13 protein-coding genes are annotated in these 18,360 nt (G+C 55.0%); 5 read left to right on the top strand and 8 right to left on the bottom strand.

Annotation, left to right across the window (positions count from 1 at the left end; genetic code table 11):
* Positions 1–176: 176 nt before the first annotated feature.
* Positions 177–716 carry a GTP-binding protein gene (locus tag HXY34_03620; GenBank protein ID NWF95209.1) on the bottom strand — a complete coding sequence of 180 codons (540 nt, stop codon included), beginning with the start codon at positions 714–716 and terminating at the stop codon, positions 177–179.
* A 423-nt stretch (positions 717–1,139) separates the two neighbouring features.
* On the opposite strand from HXY34_03620, the gene HXY34_03615 reads away from it, so the two are divergent.
* Positions 1,140–2,009 (top strand): 4Fe-4S binding protein, encoded by an 870-nt coding sequence (locus HXY34_03615; protein ID NWF95208.1) that lies wholly within the window; start codon positions 1,140–1,142, stop codon positions 2,007–2,009.
* Positions 2,009–2,230 carry a 4Fe-4S binding protein gene (locus HXY34_03610; protein ID NWF95207.1) on the top strand — a complete coding sequence of 74 codons (222 nt, stop codon included), beginning with the start codon at positions 2,009–2,011 and terminating at the stop codon, positions 2,228–2,230. Before HXY34_03615 ends, HXY34_03610 begins: the two co-directional genes overlap by 1 nt.
* A gap of 201 nt (positions 2,231–2,431) precedes the next feature.
* On the opposite strand, the gene HXY34_03605 is transcribed toward HXY34_03610, so the two are convergent.
* Genes HXY34_03605 through HXY34_03595 form a run of 3 tightly spaced genes read right to left on the bottom strand, consistent with a single transcriptional unit; the run spans position 2,432 to position 4,629 of the window.
* On the bottom strand, positions 2,432–2,944 hold the full coding sequence (locus HXY34_03605) for a GTP-binding protein (protein ID NWF95206.1): 513 nt from the start codon (positions 2,942–2,944) through the stop codon (positions 2,432–2,434).
* A 58-nt stretch (positions 2,945–3,002) separates the two neighbouring features.
* Entirely contained in the window at positions 3,003–3,350 is a 348-nt protein-coding gene (locus tag HXY34_03600) for a hypothetical protein (GenBank protein ID NWF95205.1), read from the bottom strand.
* Positions 3,351–3,354: 4 nt separating this feature from the next.
* Positions 3,355–4,629 (bottom strand): hypothetical protein, encoded by a 1,275-nt coding sequence (locus HXY34_03595; protein NWF95204.1) that lies wholly within the window; start codon positions 4,627–4,629, stop codon positions 3,355–3,357.
* Positions 4,630–4,931: 302 nt separating this feature from the next.
* Between HXY34_03595 and HXY34_03590 the strand changes: the two genes are divergently transcribed.
* The gene (locus HXY34_03590) at positions 4,932–6,029 is read left to right on the top strand and encodes a hypothetical protein (GenBank protein NWF95203.1); all 1,098 of its coding nucleotides are present in this window, start codon (positions 4,932–4,934) and stop codon (positions 6,027–6,029) included.
* A gap of 57 nt (positions 6,030–6,086) precedes the next feature.
* Here HXY34_03590 and HXY34_03585 read toward each other — a convergent pair whose 3' ends face one another.
* Positions 6,087–9,407 carry a GNAT family N-acetyltransferase gene (locus HXY34_03585; GenBank protein NWF95202.1) on the bottom strand — a complete coding sequence of 1,107 codons (3,321 nt, stop codon included), beginning with the start codon at positions 9,405–9,407 and terminating at the stop codon, positions 6,087–6,089.
* A gap of 407 nt (positions 9,408–9,814) precedes the next feature.
* Positions 9,815–11,155, bottom strand: a complete 1,341-nt coding sequence (locus tag HXY34_03580) for a TrpB-like pyridoxal phosphate-dependent enzyme (GenBank protein NWF95201.1) — start codon at positions 11,153–11,155, stop codon at positions 9,815–9,817.
* Between the two features lie 451 nt (positions 11,156–11,606).
* Between HXY34_03580 and HXY34_03575 the strand changes: the two genes are divergently transcribed.
* On the top strand, positions 11,607–13,991 hold the full coding sequence (locus HXY34_03575) for a molybdopterin-dependent oxidoreductase (GenBank protein NWF95200.1): 2,385 nt from the start codon (positions 11,607–11,609) through the stop codon (positions 13,989–13,991).
* Positions 13,992–14,034: 43 nt separating this feature from the next.
* Here HXY34_03575 and HXY34_03570 read toward each other — a convergent pair whose 3' ends face one another.
* Together HXY34_03570 and HXY34_03565 are read right to left on the bottom strand one after the other, a co-directional pair.
* Entirely contained in the window at positions 14,035–15,906 is a 1,872-nt protein-coding gene (locus HXY34_03570; GenBank protein ID NWF95199.1) for a phosphoenolpyruvate carboxykinase (GTP), read from the bottom strand.
* Between the two features lie 101 nt (positions 15,907–16,007).
* Entirely contained in the window at positions 16,008–17,282 is a 1,275-nt protein-coding gene (locus HXY34_03565) for a hypothetical protein (GenBank protein ID NWF95198.1), read from the bottom strand.
* Positions 17,283–17,606: 324 nt separating this feature from the next.
* On the opposite strand from HXY34_03565, the gene HXY34_03560 reads away from it, so the two are divergent.
* On the top strand, positions 17,607–18,360 hold a 754-nt coding region (locus HXY34_03560), incomplete at its 3' end, for an aminopeptidase (protein ID NWF95197.1).

The following is an 18,360-nucleotide window of genomic DNA, read 5'->3' as shown; positions in this document are numbered from 1 at the left end:
CACAGCATCCCGGTAGCATGACGTCCCACTCGCGACACTGGCACTACCACATGAGATGGTAGGTCAATGGCCTGGCATGCAGAACGAATGTGGCGGTGGGAGTCGAGGAAGTGTTGATGCAGGGGGTATGCAGAACATTCACGGGCGAGACGCTGACCTGCAGGGATACACTTTCTTCATGCCGGGCCGCTCGCATTCGTCAGAATACCGCATGCCGTCGTCTTGAACAGGTCAGAAACCCCCTCGCCTGTCTTTGCGGACACTTCACAGAAGACTGCGTTATGCCTCAGTGCGAACTCAGAGCCCTCATCGAACGACACCCTGAAGCCGTCAGTTATGTCCGTCTTGTTGCCCACCACGACCAGCTTCGCCTTCGGTGCCTGAAGGCTCACGGTTTCAATCCAGCCGTCAAGATCTGCGAGAGTCATTGGGCGGGACGCATCGTATACTGCAATCGCTGCGTGTGCCCCCTTGAAGTAGCCGGCTACGACATCCTTGAACCGCGGCTGTCCTGCTAGGTCCCACAGTACGAGATTCACGCTCTTCCCCTCACACTCCACTCGAAGTGAGTGGAAGTTGACTCCGATGGTCATTCGCAGGTCATCTTGGAAGCGGTTCTGTGTGACTCTGAGTGCTATGCTGGTCTTTCCACATCCTCCGGGCCCCATCATGATGACCTTGTAAGTGGGGGATCTTGCTGCAGTCTGCAGGCTCATTGATGTTTCATCTCGATTGGCCTGTTCCGGTCAACACGCACTCCGATTCGTGCCTTCTTTGAGCTACTCGGCGCAGCAGAAAAGCATTCCTTGGCTGTCCTGCGCCCGCATGGCGCGGTGTCTTGGCATGCAATCACGGGCGATATCAAGCAGGTGACACAAGCAGAATGCTCTCCTCCCAGAGGGCATGGGCATGGGCCAGTACTTCACGACGTATGGCATTACCATGAAGAACAGCAACGATGTCAGCCTACCACAGCCGCCCAGCACTTCCGCAGGCCATCTTGCGAGGCTAGATGCCAGAGTCATGGGACTGGGTTATCCCCTGCGTTACGTTGCAGGACCCCGTTGCTGCCATCCACGCCGAGATAGTTTTAGGTCGGTTCTTCTAGAGGCAGTGCAGATGAATCCAGGTGAGAGAAGATGTGTGACTATTGCTTCAAGCACGGGGCTGGAGGTAGGTGGTATCTGAACTCCAGAAACTACCTGGAGGAGACTGCAAGGGAAGTCGGGGCACACGAGTACATCTACGAGCTCTGGAAGCAGTTCGAGAAGGTCTATCTGCAACGTATCTACGGGATGTCTACTAAGGGACCCGGTTACAAGTTCAGGACCCCGGTTCTGGGAAGGCTCATCCACTGGTACATCAACTCATGGTTTCGAAAGGAGAAGCCTCTGGCAGGAAGAAACCCGCGACGAGCAGAGGGTCATCCTGGACAGGTGGTCCCGCTGAGCGATGCGAAGAAGATACTCGAACTGGCCGACCCAATCATCAGAGTGCACTGTGCTTGCAGACACATGACCCGTGGAGTCAAAGACGAGTGCTGTCTGGCCTTCGGTGCTCTCGCGGAGATGGTCCCGCGCCTGCCGCGATACATCCCTGAAGGTGGAGCAACAAGACTTGACGTAGGTACAGCTCAGGAGTTTGTCGAACAGATGGAGGACCGAGGACGCATCAACACTGTGTGGATGGGCCCCAGTCCATACGTTGCAGCTCTGTGTAGCTGTGAACTGCCCGAGTGTGCAGCCACTCGCATTCGTACCGCATACGGCCTCAAGGCACTGCTCAAGGGCGAGTACGTGTCGCGAGTCGACTTCTCAAAATGCACAGGATGCAGGAGTTGCACATCCCACTGTCAGTTCGGAGCAATCACCTTCGTGGATTCCATGACTCGACCGTTCATCGATCAGTGGAAGTGCTTCGGTTGTGGTCTGTGTGCTCGGGCTTGCCCCGAGGGCGCAATATCGCTGGTCGACAGGGTAGCGTTCCCTGCTCTGAAGGAGGCGTGGTAGTGCGGACTCGCATCCTTGTTGATCACGCCATATGCGGGGACCCAAGGGCTTGCAAGAAGTGCCTTCAGGTGTGTCCGTCAGCCCTGTTCATGATGTACTCACCAGACTATGTGAGCGAAGATCCCACTGAGTGGCGTGTCGACGTCGCGTTTACTGACCTCTGCACCCGGTGCGGTGACTGCGTGACCGTCTGTCCAAAGAACGCCATTCACCTGAAGTAGTCACTGCTCATTGGAACCTGGGACCAAGGGTTTCGCTAAGCGATGGATACCGGAGGCACTGCCAACGCTTCAGTCAGACTGGATGTGGAACGAAACATTACTTCCCCCAGAGTGACTCTCCAGTCAGACAGGATGCAGTGATGCCTTCGTATCCGTCTTTGTCAGTTTCACAGTGATGGACATCGAGCGCTTACCGTCTATCTAGATAGTCGCTTCTGCGATTCGCTTTGCCATGAGTGCAAAGAGGTCATCGACCCCCTCGTTCGACTTCACGGATGTTTCCATGTAGCCAGCAGAGTACCTGGATGCTAGCTCTTCTCCTTCCTGTGTGGAGATGATCCTGTCTGAGCGGTCCGTCTTGTTGGCAACAATGATGTTGAATGTGTCTTCTACGTTTGATGTGACCTCTTTCCACCACGCTTCAATCTCGCGGAACGAGTCCTTGTTGGTGACGTCGTACAAGAAGAGGACGCCGCGTGCACCGCGGTAGTACTTGGCCCTGACGCGGCCCAGAAAGTCCTGCGACCCGAGGTCCCAGATCTGAAGTTTGACCTTCCCCTTACTGGTCTCCACAGCTCTGGTCGCGAAGTCCGCACCCAAGGTCGGTGCATAGTACTCTCTGAATCTGCCTGTGGTGTACCGGAGTACCATGCTAGTCTTTCCCACCGCAGCGGACCCGACTAGGATGACCTTGAACAGATAGTGTGGGCTCATTGTCGCAACCGTCCTTCAGAGTCAACAATCCTCTAGTTCAGTCTTTCTGCTGGGCGTCCTATGGCTGTCTGGGAAGATACTGCACGAGCATTTCAACTATTTCTTTGAGTGAGTGTTTCCTCTTCTTGGTGAGCTCCTCGGGAAGTGTGACTCCGTATTGCTTTGCCAGAGTCAAGACCGTCAGTCGGGCAGCTGGGCTCATCCTAGCATACCTGGTCACGAAGTCCATCAGAGCCTCATCGCTATCGACGTCTCTGATGTCGTCGTCGTAGTCGTCCATTAGAGAAACGCCCGCCTTCGAGCAGAGGTCAATCACAGTCTGCCTCCCGTATATAGTCTGAGCTCTTCTGCCCAAGATGTCTGCAATCTTGTATATTGGTCTGTCTAGGGTCCTCGTCTCGTTCATGTTGTCAACGCTCCGCACTTGCCATTTCCAACCAGAAAGTCATCTCCTCGAAGCCTCGCAGGTCACCGCTGCCGTATCTCTGGAGTAGGTATTCCTGATACGCTTCGCACAGTCCCTCGATGTACTTCTTCTTCCCCTCTGCGTCAAGTGCCTCCACAAACTGCGCAAGTACCTTCATCCATTCCGCGTACACCTCCATGAGCCGCCGTGGATTCATGCCCTCGTATAGGCGGATGCCGTAATTGACGGTCCAGGAGTTCTCTGACATCATGAGGTCTCCCGCAACCTCGGCCGTACCCATCTTATTCAATACCCCCTCCATGGCCTTTGACACAGCGGTCTTGGAATATGCCTTTTCTGCAACCCGGATTGCTATGTCAGTTGCCTCCTTTAGGAGCAGTATCCTCCGCTTCTCTGGTGATAGAGTCTCGACGGCCTTGAGCGAGAGCAGAGTGTCGAGAGCTCCCCGGACCTTCTCCTCGCTGTAGTGCTCACGCAGAGCAGCAAGGACCGAACCCATTGTCCTTCTTCCGTCAAGAAGCGGCACCAGACGAGAAAGCATGAGCACTGTCTCAGCCGACTTCTTGGCCAGTTCTATCCTCTGAGGTGAGGAGCTCTGGAGGAGTCTGTCGAGGCGAGAGGTAGCGACAACGACATCGTCCGGGTTGAGGACATTCCTGAAGTCGATGGTACCCAGCGCCCACAGTAACGTGAGTCTGCTTATCACTTCGTCGCGTGACTGTGTGCTCTCCTGTGCTATCACTTCTACGGTCCGATTCCCGTCTATCAGGTCAAGTGTGGGTAGCATGGAGGAGTCTATCTCGCGTCCACGCTCCTCCCGGATGAACGGAACCCACGTCTCTGAGATGTTTCGCACCTCGAGCATATGGATCACACTCTCCCTGAAGGATGGGAAACAGGTGTTGATGTTGAGGTGGTCCTTTTCTTGGTGGGTCAGGTTCTTGAACCAGACCTGCTCAAACTCCTGTAGCAGTGACAGAAGCAGACCGGATGTCCCCTCTTCCCATCTGCCTTCGCTTATTGCCACCAAGTCGGTGGACTCACCTGAGATCACCGTGAAGAGCCTGGCACCATAGTCGACTTGGAAGACAGGAGTGACGCCATCAATTACCTCCTTTGAGAACAGCTGCATGGCTGAGAAGAAACCGGACACCAACAGCGGGTCGAGGTCTTGGGCTCTAGGGTCAAGTTTCAGGAAGAAGAGCGGTATGCCGCCTCTTTCCATTATGAGGATGGCTTGAATGCTGTGCTTAGCCAAGATGCACCGACCATGACAGGCATGAGCCCTTGAGGTAATAAGCCCTGCGACTTGATAGTGCTCCGGGTTCTGAGAGTGCTGCACCGTGCGAATGCGCTGTCTGTCAATATGCTGGTGTCATAGGGCTGATTGCCAGCCGGGCACACAGGCACTGAAGAATCACATGGCTGTCCCACTCGGGCGATTGCTCTCTGTTGCGACATATGGTGGTCGATGCCCAGCGAGGTTCCATCTGTCAACTCATGGTCTCGTACGAGATAACGTCAAAAGCGGCATTTCGGTAGACCGGGAGAGATGTCCAGATGACCGTCAATCTTGGAGTCTTGGTCAATGGGTTGGGCCTGATTGTCGGCTTCTCACTCCTGACACTGATCTTCATAGTACAGGAGAAGCGGACCGGCCGCAAGGTCTACTTCTTGAAGGAAGGACTGTTCATGGGCGCTCTGACAGGCATAGCGAGCACTATGCTTGCTGGTCCTGAGGTCGACCCCTTATCGTTAGGTCCCGAGCTCATCGACCGGATAGCAATCCCACTGTGGATTGTCGTGTTCTCTATGGTGGCGCTGTTCTTCATGAGCCTCAGGAGCGAGTCTCCTGATTGGCGAGTGGTTGCCTTCCTGACTGGAATTGGAGTGGCTAGCTCCATCTCGGGATTCGCCAGCCTGGCAAGTCCTTCACCTATTGGCAATCTTGCAGTTCTCGCATGGAATGGCGGTTTCGCCTGTTTCTCTGCAATCGTGTTCTTCTATAACTCTTCCGTCTTCTTGGGTGCATACCGCAGGATTCCCGAGAGGCGCAGCATTGTCATTGGCACAACCATGGTGTTGATATCCATTGCCTACTTGCTCTCGTTCCTTCTCGGCGACTTGTCATCCTACTTGGGAACCGAGGTCATCCCCGGGTTCCCACTAGAGACTGCTCTTGATCTGATTCGTGTTGGGCTGCTTCTGATTGTGGCATTGTCGCTGGCCAGTGACATGGAGTACTGCTACAGAATCCCAGTTCGGCTGTTTGGTATCTGGGTGATTGCGTCATCTGGAATTAGTGCTTACCACTATGGCCCCACCGAGGAAGACACAGATCCGGGCCTCTTCGCATCAGCGCTGACTGCAATCTCAATAGTCATGAAGGAGTCGGGCGTCCACAGGGGTGTCAACAGGGTTGTCACTGGCGAGAGGACCGTCGTCGTTGAGGAGAGGGTCGAATTGGGCTTCACTGTCGCCGTCGTTGTAGAGCGCGTCACAATGGTAATAGCAAAGTCTGTCAAGACCTTCGCAGACATGTTTGCAGATCGCTTTGGTTCCATTGCTGGCAGGAATATCTCATCCGATGACTTCCCAGACTCGGACATGCTCGTTCATGTCGCCTTCCCCTTTCTAAGGAAACGGTCCGACCAATGATGCCGTGGGCTTCATGACATGCATCTCTGGCCGCTTCTTGCAGCCAGCCAAGAGCGACTATCCACTACACATCTGGCTGATGACTCTCTTGACGTCCATGATGTCGCTATCAGACTTCGGGTCCAAGAGAAGACAGGTTCTCGCCACGTCTGTGGTACCCGGGAGGAGATTGACCGCGACCTCGTATTGTGCGACGAAGCACCACCCCTCTGCCGTTAGAGAGAACAGAGAAGCTTTCTGCTGGTCGTTTATCAGAGCGAGTCCCTGAGCGTTCTCTCTCAATTCTCCCATGCGTAGCCACAATGCGTGCTTCCTTGGCATGAGCAGATGGGGTGCCGGACCGGGCCACAGGTCACGGAACCCGTCGGCAAGACTTGTCCTTATCACGATGCCTTCAGTGGAACCATTGAAACCCGGGTCGATTGCAAGGACTCTCTGGACTCTCCGGGGCGCATGGGTATTGTTCTTCGCGGCGAATGTGACAAGGAGCAGTGGCGAACCCGGCAGAGTGAGGTACCTGAGCGTGAACTCTAGCCCCAGCATGGACTTCTGAATCCTGCCGGACCAGAGCGCCTCAACTCCGGTCCATGGTCCGTCACGACACGGCTGGACTGTGATCTCCTCCTTGTTGGTCTCAGCCCTGGTGAAGACCTCTCCTTGGGCATCGTCAGTGAGAATGGGTTGAATGCCACCGAAGTAGTTCTCCATGAAGCCTCCCGGCTTGGGGGTTGGTGTGGGAAAGCTTGACTGTAGCAGCTCTGTGCCACTGGCGTTCTTCAGTGAGTACAGACAGCCACCGAAGTCAGGTGACACCTTGAACTGCAGAGCACCATTGGAGACTGTGAAGACTCTGCTCCCGCTCTCAGTGGACTCCTTCACTGTGACCTTGTCACGCATGTCTGCCAGCTGGACAATGACGATGTCCTCCACCACCTCCGGGGCCACCCTGAATGACACTCTTCCCCTGTGAATGCGGAATCCATGCTGCTTGGTCTTTGGAGTCAGAACGAGCTTGACCTCTTCACTTCCCTGCAAGACGAAGTCATCGAACCTCACATGCTCGCCAACTGCAGAGGTGCCATCTTGTCTAGTGACTTCCACGGTCCATCCCGCAGGTGCTTCGAATGACAGAGGACCCGACTGGGGAGCCAACAGCGAGGAGGCGACCCTGACTGACATGGTCACCGGTCCATCCCCTGTCGCAAGGAATGGACGCGACTCGATGCGTGTTGCGGCTACCGTGTTTCTCACGTCTGTGCTGACCAGCCCACTGTCGTATGTTCTGAGGACTCTGGACCTGTACAGACGTCTGATGTCCTGCCAGTCCTTTGCTCCGATCGTCATCCACAGTCTGCCAAGACATAGCTTCTGTCCAGCCTCCAGCCGAGTCTCTGCAAAGTGCAAGGCGTTCAGCTGTCCCTGCCCGAGTCGGACTTCCTTGGCGGCAGACAGGTCCCACACCTGACCAGAACAACCAGACTCGTCTTGAACTGCAATCCACCCCTCGGTCCAGTCTTGTGGCCTAGACGAGATGCTTGGGTACGTGTGGAGAAAGTCGCTTGAACTGCCGGTGACTACGCCATCCCTCATCGGCAAGAAGACCTCGCCGCTCCTCAGCCCGATTCCATCCGACAGCGCTCTGATGTGCACCTCCACTTGTTGAGGTCCGTCGCCAGTGTTTTGGACCCAGACCTCGTGCTTCACTACTGACGAGTTGTGTTCAAAGACGAAGATGTCCTCTACATGAAGAGACCTGTCCGGGTGTGATGCTTCAAGGACCAGATTCATCCCCTCTTCATCGTATTCCACCCAGCTCCTGCGCTGTGCGAATCTGAATGGGTGGAGTCCAAAGGGCGGTCCTATCTCTGACTGCAGACCAAACACACTATCCATCGTGCCATAGCGTGTCTTCACCTCAAGCACCGCGCCCTCTTCCCTGACGACCGCATCATAACGCTCTGCCGCCACGATGAGTCTGTGAGTCTCCTTCTGCTCAGTCACCAATGCGCGGCCATCAACGAGGCAAAAGACAGGTACTCTGAACTCGCGTGTCTTCACACTGAAGGGCCCGTCGAGACCAGTACCCTTGAGTCCTAGACTCACAAGCAGGTAATACACACCAGGTTTGAGCGAGGCGTCTGTCAACACCTGAATGGTTGCACCTGAGAATCCTTGAGATGGAGTCCTGATCTCCACCGAGCTTGGCTTGACTGTGATGTGCCTTGTGCTGGTTCCTACAGAGAGCACCCCCTCCATTGCATGAGGCGCGGAGCTATGCACAGTAATGGGGACTTCCACACTCCCTCCGGGGGCCACTCTCACAAGGCCATATGGCGTCATGACATCCGCAGGGGGCTGAATCACCATACCTGTCTTCAGTTCGCATTTCTGGCCATCTACAACAATCTTGGCAGTGATGAATGGCGTTCGGATTCCCAGTCGGTATGTCTCTGTGTCGCTGTTCAGCACAAACGGCACGGTCCACTCGTGTCTCTGGCCTGGTTTGAGCGTCATCTTCGTGGACTGTTGTGTAAGAAACTTGATTCCTCGGAAACCTGTCAACTTCACATGGACTTGCATCTCTCTCGAAGACGAGTTCTCCAGTTTCAGGGAGTAGTGGGACTGAATCCCGCAGAGAGTGATGTGTCTGTGTACCTTCGCCTCGATTGCGACGGTTTCTTCACTGATTGTTCTGCGGACTCCGGTAATGGCCCTGGAATAGACGTCAACAGTCACGGATAGAGTGTCGTCCCCACGTCGGAAAGAGTAGGGATACACATCCATCCCATCCACAGTGTGACGGTCAGGACCTTGTACAATCTCGCGCTCAAGCAGGTCGTACCAGGCGTGGGGTGACTCAAGCCTGTCAAAGAATGGACGCGTGAGCGGATGTGAGAGAATGGATGGGATGTAGGTCTCCATGCGCAGACCCTGTTCGAGAGGGTTCCACATCATGCCCATCTTCTTGTACAGCGGCACTGCCCTGAGATTGCCGGGCCATGTATTCAGGTCCACTCTAGTTGCACTCCGTGCACTGGCGATCTGAATTGCCCGCAGGAGCAGCTTCTTTCCCACCTTCTTGTTTAGTGCCTCGGGACGCACACCAAGCGTGCCGACATAGACTGCGTCCTCGTCTCGCATGTGCTGATGTACTGTGCAAGAACCGAGAGGCTTCCCCGTTTGTCTGTCGACTGCCACGAGGATGGCTATCGCGCTCATTGCACCGAACTGCTTCTTTACTCTCTCCGCGGTGAATGGAACGCCGTGCGTGTACCCCCCGGGCCAGAGGTCATCCCATGCGTTATACATTGCAGCTAGGTCTTCCGCAAGGTCCTCCGTGTATTCGACAATCTCAATCTCAGGAGTCTGTTCGCTCATATTGCTGCACCATGCAGTGGCTGTTTCAAGTCAGTCCAGTCCCAAGTCAGCTAGTTGGTGCCGCAGTAGGCCTGGGGTCTGGCATTATCCAGAAGGCACACGCTCGGCAGCATTTATGTCTATGCGAACACACCACAGTCTCGGATGGTCCCATTGCCATGTCTGCCTCGAGAGAGATGCTAGGGCTGCAGCACAAGACAACTGTGGTCCACTGTCCTGAACTGAACGGTGAATGAGACGGTCTGACTTCATCTGGCCACTCGCACAACGGGGTTGCCCTGCGGCAGGGCATGGCACCTACTGAACTCGTTCACAACACCTAGCACCTCGGCGCATGCTGCCGCAGACTCAAGCGGGCATGCTGCCTCTAGAAAGGCCTCCCCCTCCCGCCAGTGGTGTGTCACGACCTAGCGTAGTGTGGGTGCCGCCGCGATCTCGACCTGTTTCTCTGGTGACAGAGTCCCATCGTGGAGTGCCCGGTATGCTCCCATGTCGAAGTGCCCATGTCCCGATAGGTTGAACAGAAGAACGCACTCGGTGCCATTGCGTTTGGCCTCCAATGCCATGTCGACTGCAGCCTTTATTGCATGGGCCGATTCAGGAGCTGGAATGATGCCTTCCGACTTGGCAAACAACGTTCCTGCTTCGAGAACGCCTATCTGGTCATAGGCAAGTGGTCTCACTCGCCCGTCGTGAACTAGGGCGCTCAGACTCGGCGCCAGTCCGTGATACCTGAGGCCACCTGCGTGGATCTCCGGCGGAGTGAACCCTGCTCCCAGACTATACATCTTCAGCTTGGGTGTCATTCCCGCAGTGTCTCCGAAGTCGTAACCGTATGTGCCCCTTGTCATGGACGGACATGCCTCCGGTTCAACAGCCACAAAGTCGACCTCACGATATTGCTTCTTTGTCATGAACGGATACGCCAGTCCCGCAAAGTTGCTTCCTCCGCCAACACATCCTATCACTGCGTCAGGGGTTTCGTCTATCGAGTTGAGCTGGGCTATGGCCTCCTGACCAATCACAGTCTGGTGCAGCAGTACGTGATTGAGCACAGATCCCAGAGTGTACTTGGTCCCCGGTGTGTTGAGTGTGTCTTCAAGTGCCTCACTTATCGCGATGCCGAGAGAGCCTGGGTGATCTGGGCGCTCCTTCAGTAGCCGCCTGCCAAACTCTGTCCTGTCGGATGGACTGGGAACCACATCGGCGCCGTACGCCCTCATCATCGTTCCCCTGTACTGCTTCTGCCGGTAACTCACGCTCACCATGTACACCATGGCCTTGAGACCAAAGTGTGCGCACGACAGCGCCACTGCACTGCCCCATTGCCCCGCGCCGGTCTCTGTGGCGAGGCGTTCGACTCCCTCCCTCTGTGCGTAGTATGTCTGAGCCAGCGCTGTGTTGAGCTTGTGGCTACCTGTCGGTGAGACGTCTTCTCTCTTGAAGTATACCCGGGCAGGTGTCTTGAGGGCTCTCTCGAGCCCCACGGCTCTCTGCAGAGGAGTCGGTCTACCGTATCTCAGATATGCCTCCAGTACCTCGTCGGGTATGGGTATCGTCTTTGCTGACGCAACCTCCTGACGCACGCACTCCGCTGAGAAGATTGCAAGCAACGCCTCCGGCTTGACTGGCTCGTTTGTTCGTGGGTCAAGCGGCGGAGGCAGGGGCTCTCTGAGAGTCGGGAGTATGTTGACATAGTTCTTTGGGATCTCATCTTGGTTCAGTATTATTCTGGGATACCTGTTCATCACTAACCACCTTGTTGTGTGAAAAGCCATCCCCTACCTCTGGAGTGTCTGTACTCTGCCTGCTAGTACATGAGAGACAAGTACCACTACTGGAGAAGTCATGTACGCAGAAGTCAGCGCAGACACCCAGTGCTGAGACTACTGGCGTGCTCTCTGAACGGCTCCTCTCGGAGCCCAGTCCCATTGGCTGGAACGCACGCTCACGTATTCTCCTCCTGGGGATTGGTTGTCGCGCTGCACAACTCATGTACTTTTAAGTCTTCTGCCGTACATTGATGTGCAGATATGTACATCGCCTGTTGTTCTGAAAGGGTGAGTTGAGTATCGGTGGACTTCATGACTGCTGGTGTGGAAGCGGCCCATGTCAATACTGCATGAGACCTGCGTCTAGAGTGCGGGTGCCTGCACAACAGGAAGGATTATTCGAATAGCACATGCGAGGTGAGAGGTAATGACTCGTCGGGTGCTGTATTCTGCCTGTGCGCTCAACTGCCCGGACATCTGCGCCTATCGTGTGACACTAGAGGATGGTCGAGTTGTGCGAGTGGAGGGTGACCCCAATCATCCCTACACTCTGGGACGGTGTTGCCCGAAGGGATACGGTCACCTGCTGCGAACGTACTCCCCTGACAGACTCACACATCCCCTGAGAAGAATGCGGGATGGGAGCTTCGCCAGAGTATCTTGGGAGGCGGCACTGGATGAGATAGCGGCAAGAATGGCTGAAGCACGAGAGAGGTACGGCCCCCAGTCCGTAGGAGTGTACTCAGGGTCCGGCAACGATGGTATGGCCCCTCGCTATGCTTCGCGCTTTGCTAACGTCTTCGGATGCCGGATGATTCCGGGCATTGTGGAGATATGTTTTGAAGGGGCATATGAGGGTGCTCGTTTCAATGTAGGCCCGTTTCCGCCACATGAGCTGTCTGACTGGGCAAACTCGCGGTGCATAGTGATCTGGGGGACGAACAAGTTCGAGTCATCCATTCACTCGAAGCTGGTCATACGGGAGGCGATTGACAGGGGTGCAAAGCTGATAGTCATCGACCCGAGGCGGACGCCGCACGCCAAGATGGCCGACCTGTACACGACCATCCGACCGGGGACAGACGGTGCACTAGCTCTTGGTATCGCCAACGAGATAGTACGGAGGAAACTATACGACCGTAGCTTCGTCGAGGAACATGTGCGAGGGTTTGAGCAGTACTGCGAACGAGTTGCGGAGTATGATAAGAAGCGAGTGAGCGAGATTACATGGGTTTCGCCCGACATGATTGAACGAATAGCCGTGACCTTTGCCACTCATGGCCCCGGAATGATAATGACCGCGCCTGCAGGGATGAACCATTACACGAACGGGACATGGGCCGCCCGTGCAGTTCACAGTCTTCTCGCAATCTGTGGGTACATCGGTGTGTCTGGGGGCGGGTTCCAGTACCTGTCTTCGGACTTCAGTCCATTCAACGGGGCGGCCATAACCCTGTCCGACATGCTAGATTCACATGTCAAACCAATCGTCCCATCGGCGACTTATCTCCCCGATCTGATTCTGAGTCAGCCTGAGAGCCCTCTGAAGGTCCTTGTCATCCAGGCGGCAAGTCCCGTCACGCAGTGGCCAAACACGCACAAGACGATGGCTGCACTACAGAGGATACCATTCAAGGTCTGCATCGATCTGGAGATGACGGACACGGCAAGACTATGTGACATTGTCCTCCCTGCCACCTTCATATTTGAGCACCACAATCTCGTCCACAGCGAGCTACATCGCATCGTCCAGTATGCCCCCAAGCTCATCGACCCCATTGGAGAGGCAATGAGCGAACTCGACATCTGGAGAGGAGTAGCCACAAGGTTGGGACTCGGCGAGTTCTTTCGCGAAGACGAGCTCGCAATGATTCGACTGGCGCTGAGTTCTCATGACTGCCAACACATCACTCTGGAAGGCCTCATGGCGCACCCTGAGGGGATACGAACCTCCTCTCCTGCAATACCTTTCGCCGACCACAGGTTCTCCACGCCATCGGGAAAGGTGGAGCTCTACTCGGAGCAACTCGCAAGGATGGGCTATGACCCACTCCCCTTCTATGAGGAGCCTGCAGAGAGTCCTGTCAGCACCCCCGACACTTACGCAGAGTATCCCCTCATAATGATATCCGGCCGCCTCAGAGAACGGCTTCACTCGCAATACACAACACTTGAGGTCGGTGGTAGTGTGAAGAGCTTCGTTCATTGCACCACTTGTCAGAGATGTGCAAGAGAGTGTCCAGAAGAGGCAATATCGCTGTCATCTCCGAGTGCAGTTGAGATACAACGCAGCGATGACATACACAATGACGACCATCGGGTGATGCGGGAAGCTCTTGCTGAATCCGTAAGACTCCTCGCAGTGTCGCTGGACCGTCGCATGCTCACGGTGCCGCCGAGCATGACTGGACTGCTGATTCCCAGGTGGGACCCTTCAAAGTGCGTCGGATGTCGTCAGTGCATCCTAGACGCATGCAAGTATGATGCCATGGAAGAGCCCTTGCGGATGCCGACAAGGGCGCAGGTCGGTTCACAACGTACTTTCATAAGAATGCATCCCGATACAGCCAGCAAGCTCGGACTGTCAGAAGGGGACAGAGTCCGGGTCGAGTCGAAGCGAGGCTGTCTGACCGGCGTCAGGCTGGTATTGACCGAAGACATAGACCCTCGGGTCATCTGGTCCTCTGATGGCTGGTGGATGAGTGACGGGAACATCAATGTGTTGACGGATGACAGACACACTGCATTTGGCCATACGCCCGGTTTCAACTCGGTCTTGGTAAGAGTTGTCAGAGAACCACCGCCGGTCTAGTACGCTGTGCATTGCTGCGGCCCGTTAGCCTCCTTGTTCGCTGTCAGACAAATGCGCTGGGTGGAATGTTGTCGCCCAGCTCTGCCCTTGCTCTCTCGAGCCTCTCTCGCTCCTCCTGCAATACTCTGAAGAGCAAGTCTGGCGTCTCGCTTGCTTGAGTGCGATAGATGGACTCTATCCTCTGAATCTTCTCAAGAAGCTTGGTCGTCCTGATTGTGAACTGTGTTGTGTAGCTCTGTTTCGAGTACTCCCGATTCAGTACCGACCCGAACAGCCTTTCCAAGTCCGAGTACTTGGGTAGCCAACCAACAGGGGACCTGAGCGCTTCGACATCTCCGTGAACTCTCAGTTCCATCCACTTAAGCCACACGCGTTTGTTGTCCTTCTCGTTGAGGTATTCTCCCCTATCATCCTTGAGGAAGTAGTTCACTCCAAATACCCGGGGTGGTCGCTCCAGCCCCCTCGCGAATGTCAGGTGGTTCTTCACATAGCGACCGAGTGGTATTGAGATGAAGTCCCGGTTCGCAAATGGCTGAAACTGCATGACGCCCTCCTTTCCTATCGTCGCGGCGGTGGACTCTGACTCCAGGCTTGCTCCAATGCAGATGACGCCGTGCTCCCAGCTGAAGGACTCCCTGACAGGCACATTTGTGTCCGAGTCCCTCCCGCCATAGATGATCCCACTGAGCGGCACCCCCATCGGGTCATCGGCAAGTGGATCAAGGTTTGGCAATCGGTTCAGCATCATGGTGTATCTAGCGTTTCTGTGAGCCATTGGCACGGGAACGCCGTCCGGTCCGATCATTCCTTCGTGCCACTCGCCTGCATAGTTGCGGCCAGTGAGGGGAGGAGTGCGTCCGTCCTGTAGCCAGTAAGGCACACCATCATGGACTAGGACGTTCGAGAATATGATCTCGCCGGGGGTCGTCAGAGAACTGAATATGATTGGGTCGTCCACTGCACTGACCCCTCTGATGATTCCGAATATGCCACACTCGACGTTTGCGGTTCGCACCTCCTGACCGAACCTTCTGATGTAGGCAAGGTCGTCTCCCACAATGGTCTCGCCCACAGTCATCGATGTGCTGGTCTTTCCACACCCTGAAGGATATGCTCCTGTGAAGTAGGTCTTTCGACCTCCGGGTCCCTGCACACCCATAATGAACATGTGCTCTGCAAGCCAGTTTTCTCTGTCTGCCTTTCGGATAGCAAGACGGAATGCTAGCTTCTTCAGGCCCACCGTGTTGCCTGCGTACTGCGTGTTGACACTATACACTGCATTGTCGGTATAGTCGATGTATACACGACGCTTATCGACATCGACAGACACACCCCTTTCGAGTCGACCTGTTGAGTGAAGCACTTTGAAGAAGCTGTTGTCCATATCTGGTCTGCAGAATTCTCCATAGGCCGGTCTGTAGAGCAGGTCAAGGCTGTGAGCAACGTAGTATGAGTCCGTAATCTGCATTGTCATTATCGAGTATGGGGAGTCTGGTGGTGCAAGAGAGAAGAACCGAACAATCATCTCGCGGCCTCTCATCGAACCTCTCAGGAGACCTCTGACCTCGCACAGACCCTGTTCGCGATCGACCTGATTGAGGGACGGCTCGAACTGCTCCCGCTCGGGGACTAGGTAGCGTGTGCTGTTGGTGTCGCGGCCCTGGTCGTAATACCCATCGAAGTGCACAGTATGGCCCGGCATGACCAGCTCCTCCTCCTCTCCTCTCTCAATGGCCCCTCTCCTCACACGACTACGGTCCTCGCTTGAGTCGGTCACCACGAAGACTTTCTCAGGTTCGCAGAGGCGTATGGCATCAGATACGAATGCGAGCGCACCGCTGCACTTCAATGCTCTCAGTCGGGCGAAGCCTGTCGAGTCTATCACTCCTTCACTCATGTCGGTAATTCTCTGCATCAACATCAGTTCCCTCACTCTGTTGAAGGCTTCGTGGCCCATCCTGTTATGAAGCATCCGGTTCACTGATGTTATCATCGACTGGCTCGCTATGGTGGTGCTCACGGGAAGAGAAGAGCTGTCAGTGAGAGGTAGACAGTGCTGACAGCTAGGTGAAATAGACCAATCGGGATGACTGCTCTGTTGAACTCCGACCAGCTGAGAGGTTTGCAGTGTTTCTCTGCGATGGAGACCACAACAGTGTTGGGCGCATCTCCGAATGGTACAACGTAGCCGCCCATGTTGGTGCCAGCAACTAGTGAGATTGGAATCACAGGGTTGATTGCCGTGAGTTCCTTCACTGCAGGAGCGACAAGGATACCAACTGCCTTCGCGTCGATAGGGGCCATCAAGCCACCGGGAACCCAGATCATCACAAGAATTGCAACCACATAGTTCGCCTCTGAGAGTCCCACGAGGGCGGCGCCTAGGTCAGCAATGACACCGGTCGCATCCAAGGCTTGGACTATTCCGAACATTCCTACTAGGAAGAATATGCTGTCCCATGAGAGCGTTCTCAGGAAATCCTTTGCTCGGTTTCCTGAGGTGAGGAGCAACCCGGAGGCCAGAAGCAACGCCAGCATTGACGCTTGCTCAGGAGCCACAATGAGTCCCAAGATGAGAATCGACATGGCAATGCATGAAGCAATGAAGTCGGACTTTGACCTCACCATAGATAGGGGATTGACACCAAGCAGGTCCGTGATGTCCCTCTCCTTCTGGTCGCTTATGACCTCTGAGTACTTGCGTCGCATGTACATGACTGTGAATAGTGTCAGCAGCACCGCGAGAGGAAGGAGGAGCAAGAACATGATGCCAGCGTTTATGTCAGCAAGATACACCACAACGAGGTTTGACACCGAGCCGATTGGAGTTGGAAAAGACCCGATTCCCGCAATCACCGCCTCCGTCATGAGATACGGGCGGAAGTCGACATCAATAGCGTTGCACACCTCGACAGTGAAGGTGCTTACGATGAGCATTGTGGGCAGCGGGTCGAAGAAGAGTGAGATGACAAAGACGAGAACCATGAAGGAGTCGAAGATGCGTCTTGGGTTTCCTGCAGTCCTGACTGCGATTATGAGGGCTAAGTATTGGAATAGCCCCGACGACGCAACAACTGACACGATTACCATCATGGCAACAACAAACATTATGACGCTCCAGTCCATGGACTTTGCGAGAGCTCCGAAGTCTGCGCCTCCACTGGCATAGACCACTGTGGCTGCTGCCGCAAACCCCAGAAGTGAGGCAGCTGTATCGTTCACTTGTTCGGTCATTATTATCAGGAGTGTGACGACGAAGATTCCAATGACCACTAGTCCTGCAGGATCCATGTCTACTGAATGCCGTGGATACAATCGTACTATTAAGCCAAACCCTTCTCAGGACTCTCACATGAGTGATTCTGACCTGTCACCGCAGCGGAGAAACTGAATGTTACTGTGGTATTCGGTGTGTGAACTGCTCGGGGTCCGGTAACGCTGGCACCTCTGCCTAGTCCGGCCTTGACTTCCACGACAGAGTCCATTCTCATCACGTGAGTTCATAGATTGTTGATTGAACTAGATGGACAGGCGTGGTTCTTCTTCGGAGCTCGCATTACAGGCCAGAATGAGAAGTCATAAATGAGGCAACACTCAGCTGCCGCGCTGGTAGAAATGGACCCCAGAACTGAGAGACATGCGGAGATACTTGTCAAGTGGAGCGCTGAGGTCAGGCCCGGTGACATGGTGATTGTCAGAGCCTCTCCTGAGTCGCACACACTGGCTATTGCTGTGGCCAAACACGTTTCCCTTGCAGGAGGAAAGGTACTGACCCTGTTCGAAAGCGAGGAAATACAGAGGGCGACGCTTGAGAATTCCAGCCCGGAGACCTTAGAGGTCTTTCCCAAGCACGTAGCCGAGATGTACAAGGCCGCTGACGTCATCATCAATCTGAGCGCACCTATGAACACGAGAACACTCACATCAGTCGACCCCAAGCGTCTGATTGCGGTAAGCAGAGTCCAGAGGCCTATTCAAGACACCGTGCTGTCCAAGCGGTGGGTCTTGACTGTCCACCCGTGTAGAGCACTGGCCCAGCAGGCCAACATGAGCCTTGAGGAGTACGAGGACTTCGTATACGGTGCCACACTGATTGATTGGGCTGCTGAGTCGAAGAACCTCTACCTGGTCAAGGAACACCTCGAACGCCACAGCGATGTGAGGTTTGTTGGTCCGGAGACCGACCTGTATGCGCGCACCGATGGGCGGGTCTGGATTGCATCAGACGGGAAGAAGAACATGCCCAGCGGAGAGGTCTTTACGGCTCCGATTGAGGACACAGTAGAGGGAACGGTCTACTTCGACATCCCCTTTGTCTATCAGGGTCGTGTCATCGAAGGCGTCCGGCTCAGGTTTGAAAAGGGTGAGG

The organism is Candidatus Thorarchaeota archaeon (genome assembly GCA_013388835.1).
Lineage (GTDB): Archaea > Asgardarchaeota > Thorarchaeia > Thorarchaeales > Thorarchaeaceae > JACAEL01.
This window is presented reverse-complemented; position numbering and strand designations above follow the sequence as displayed.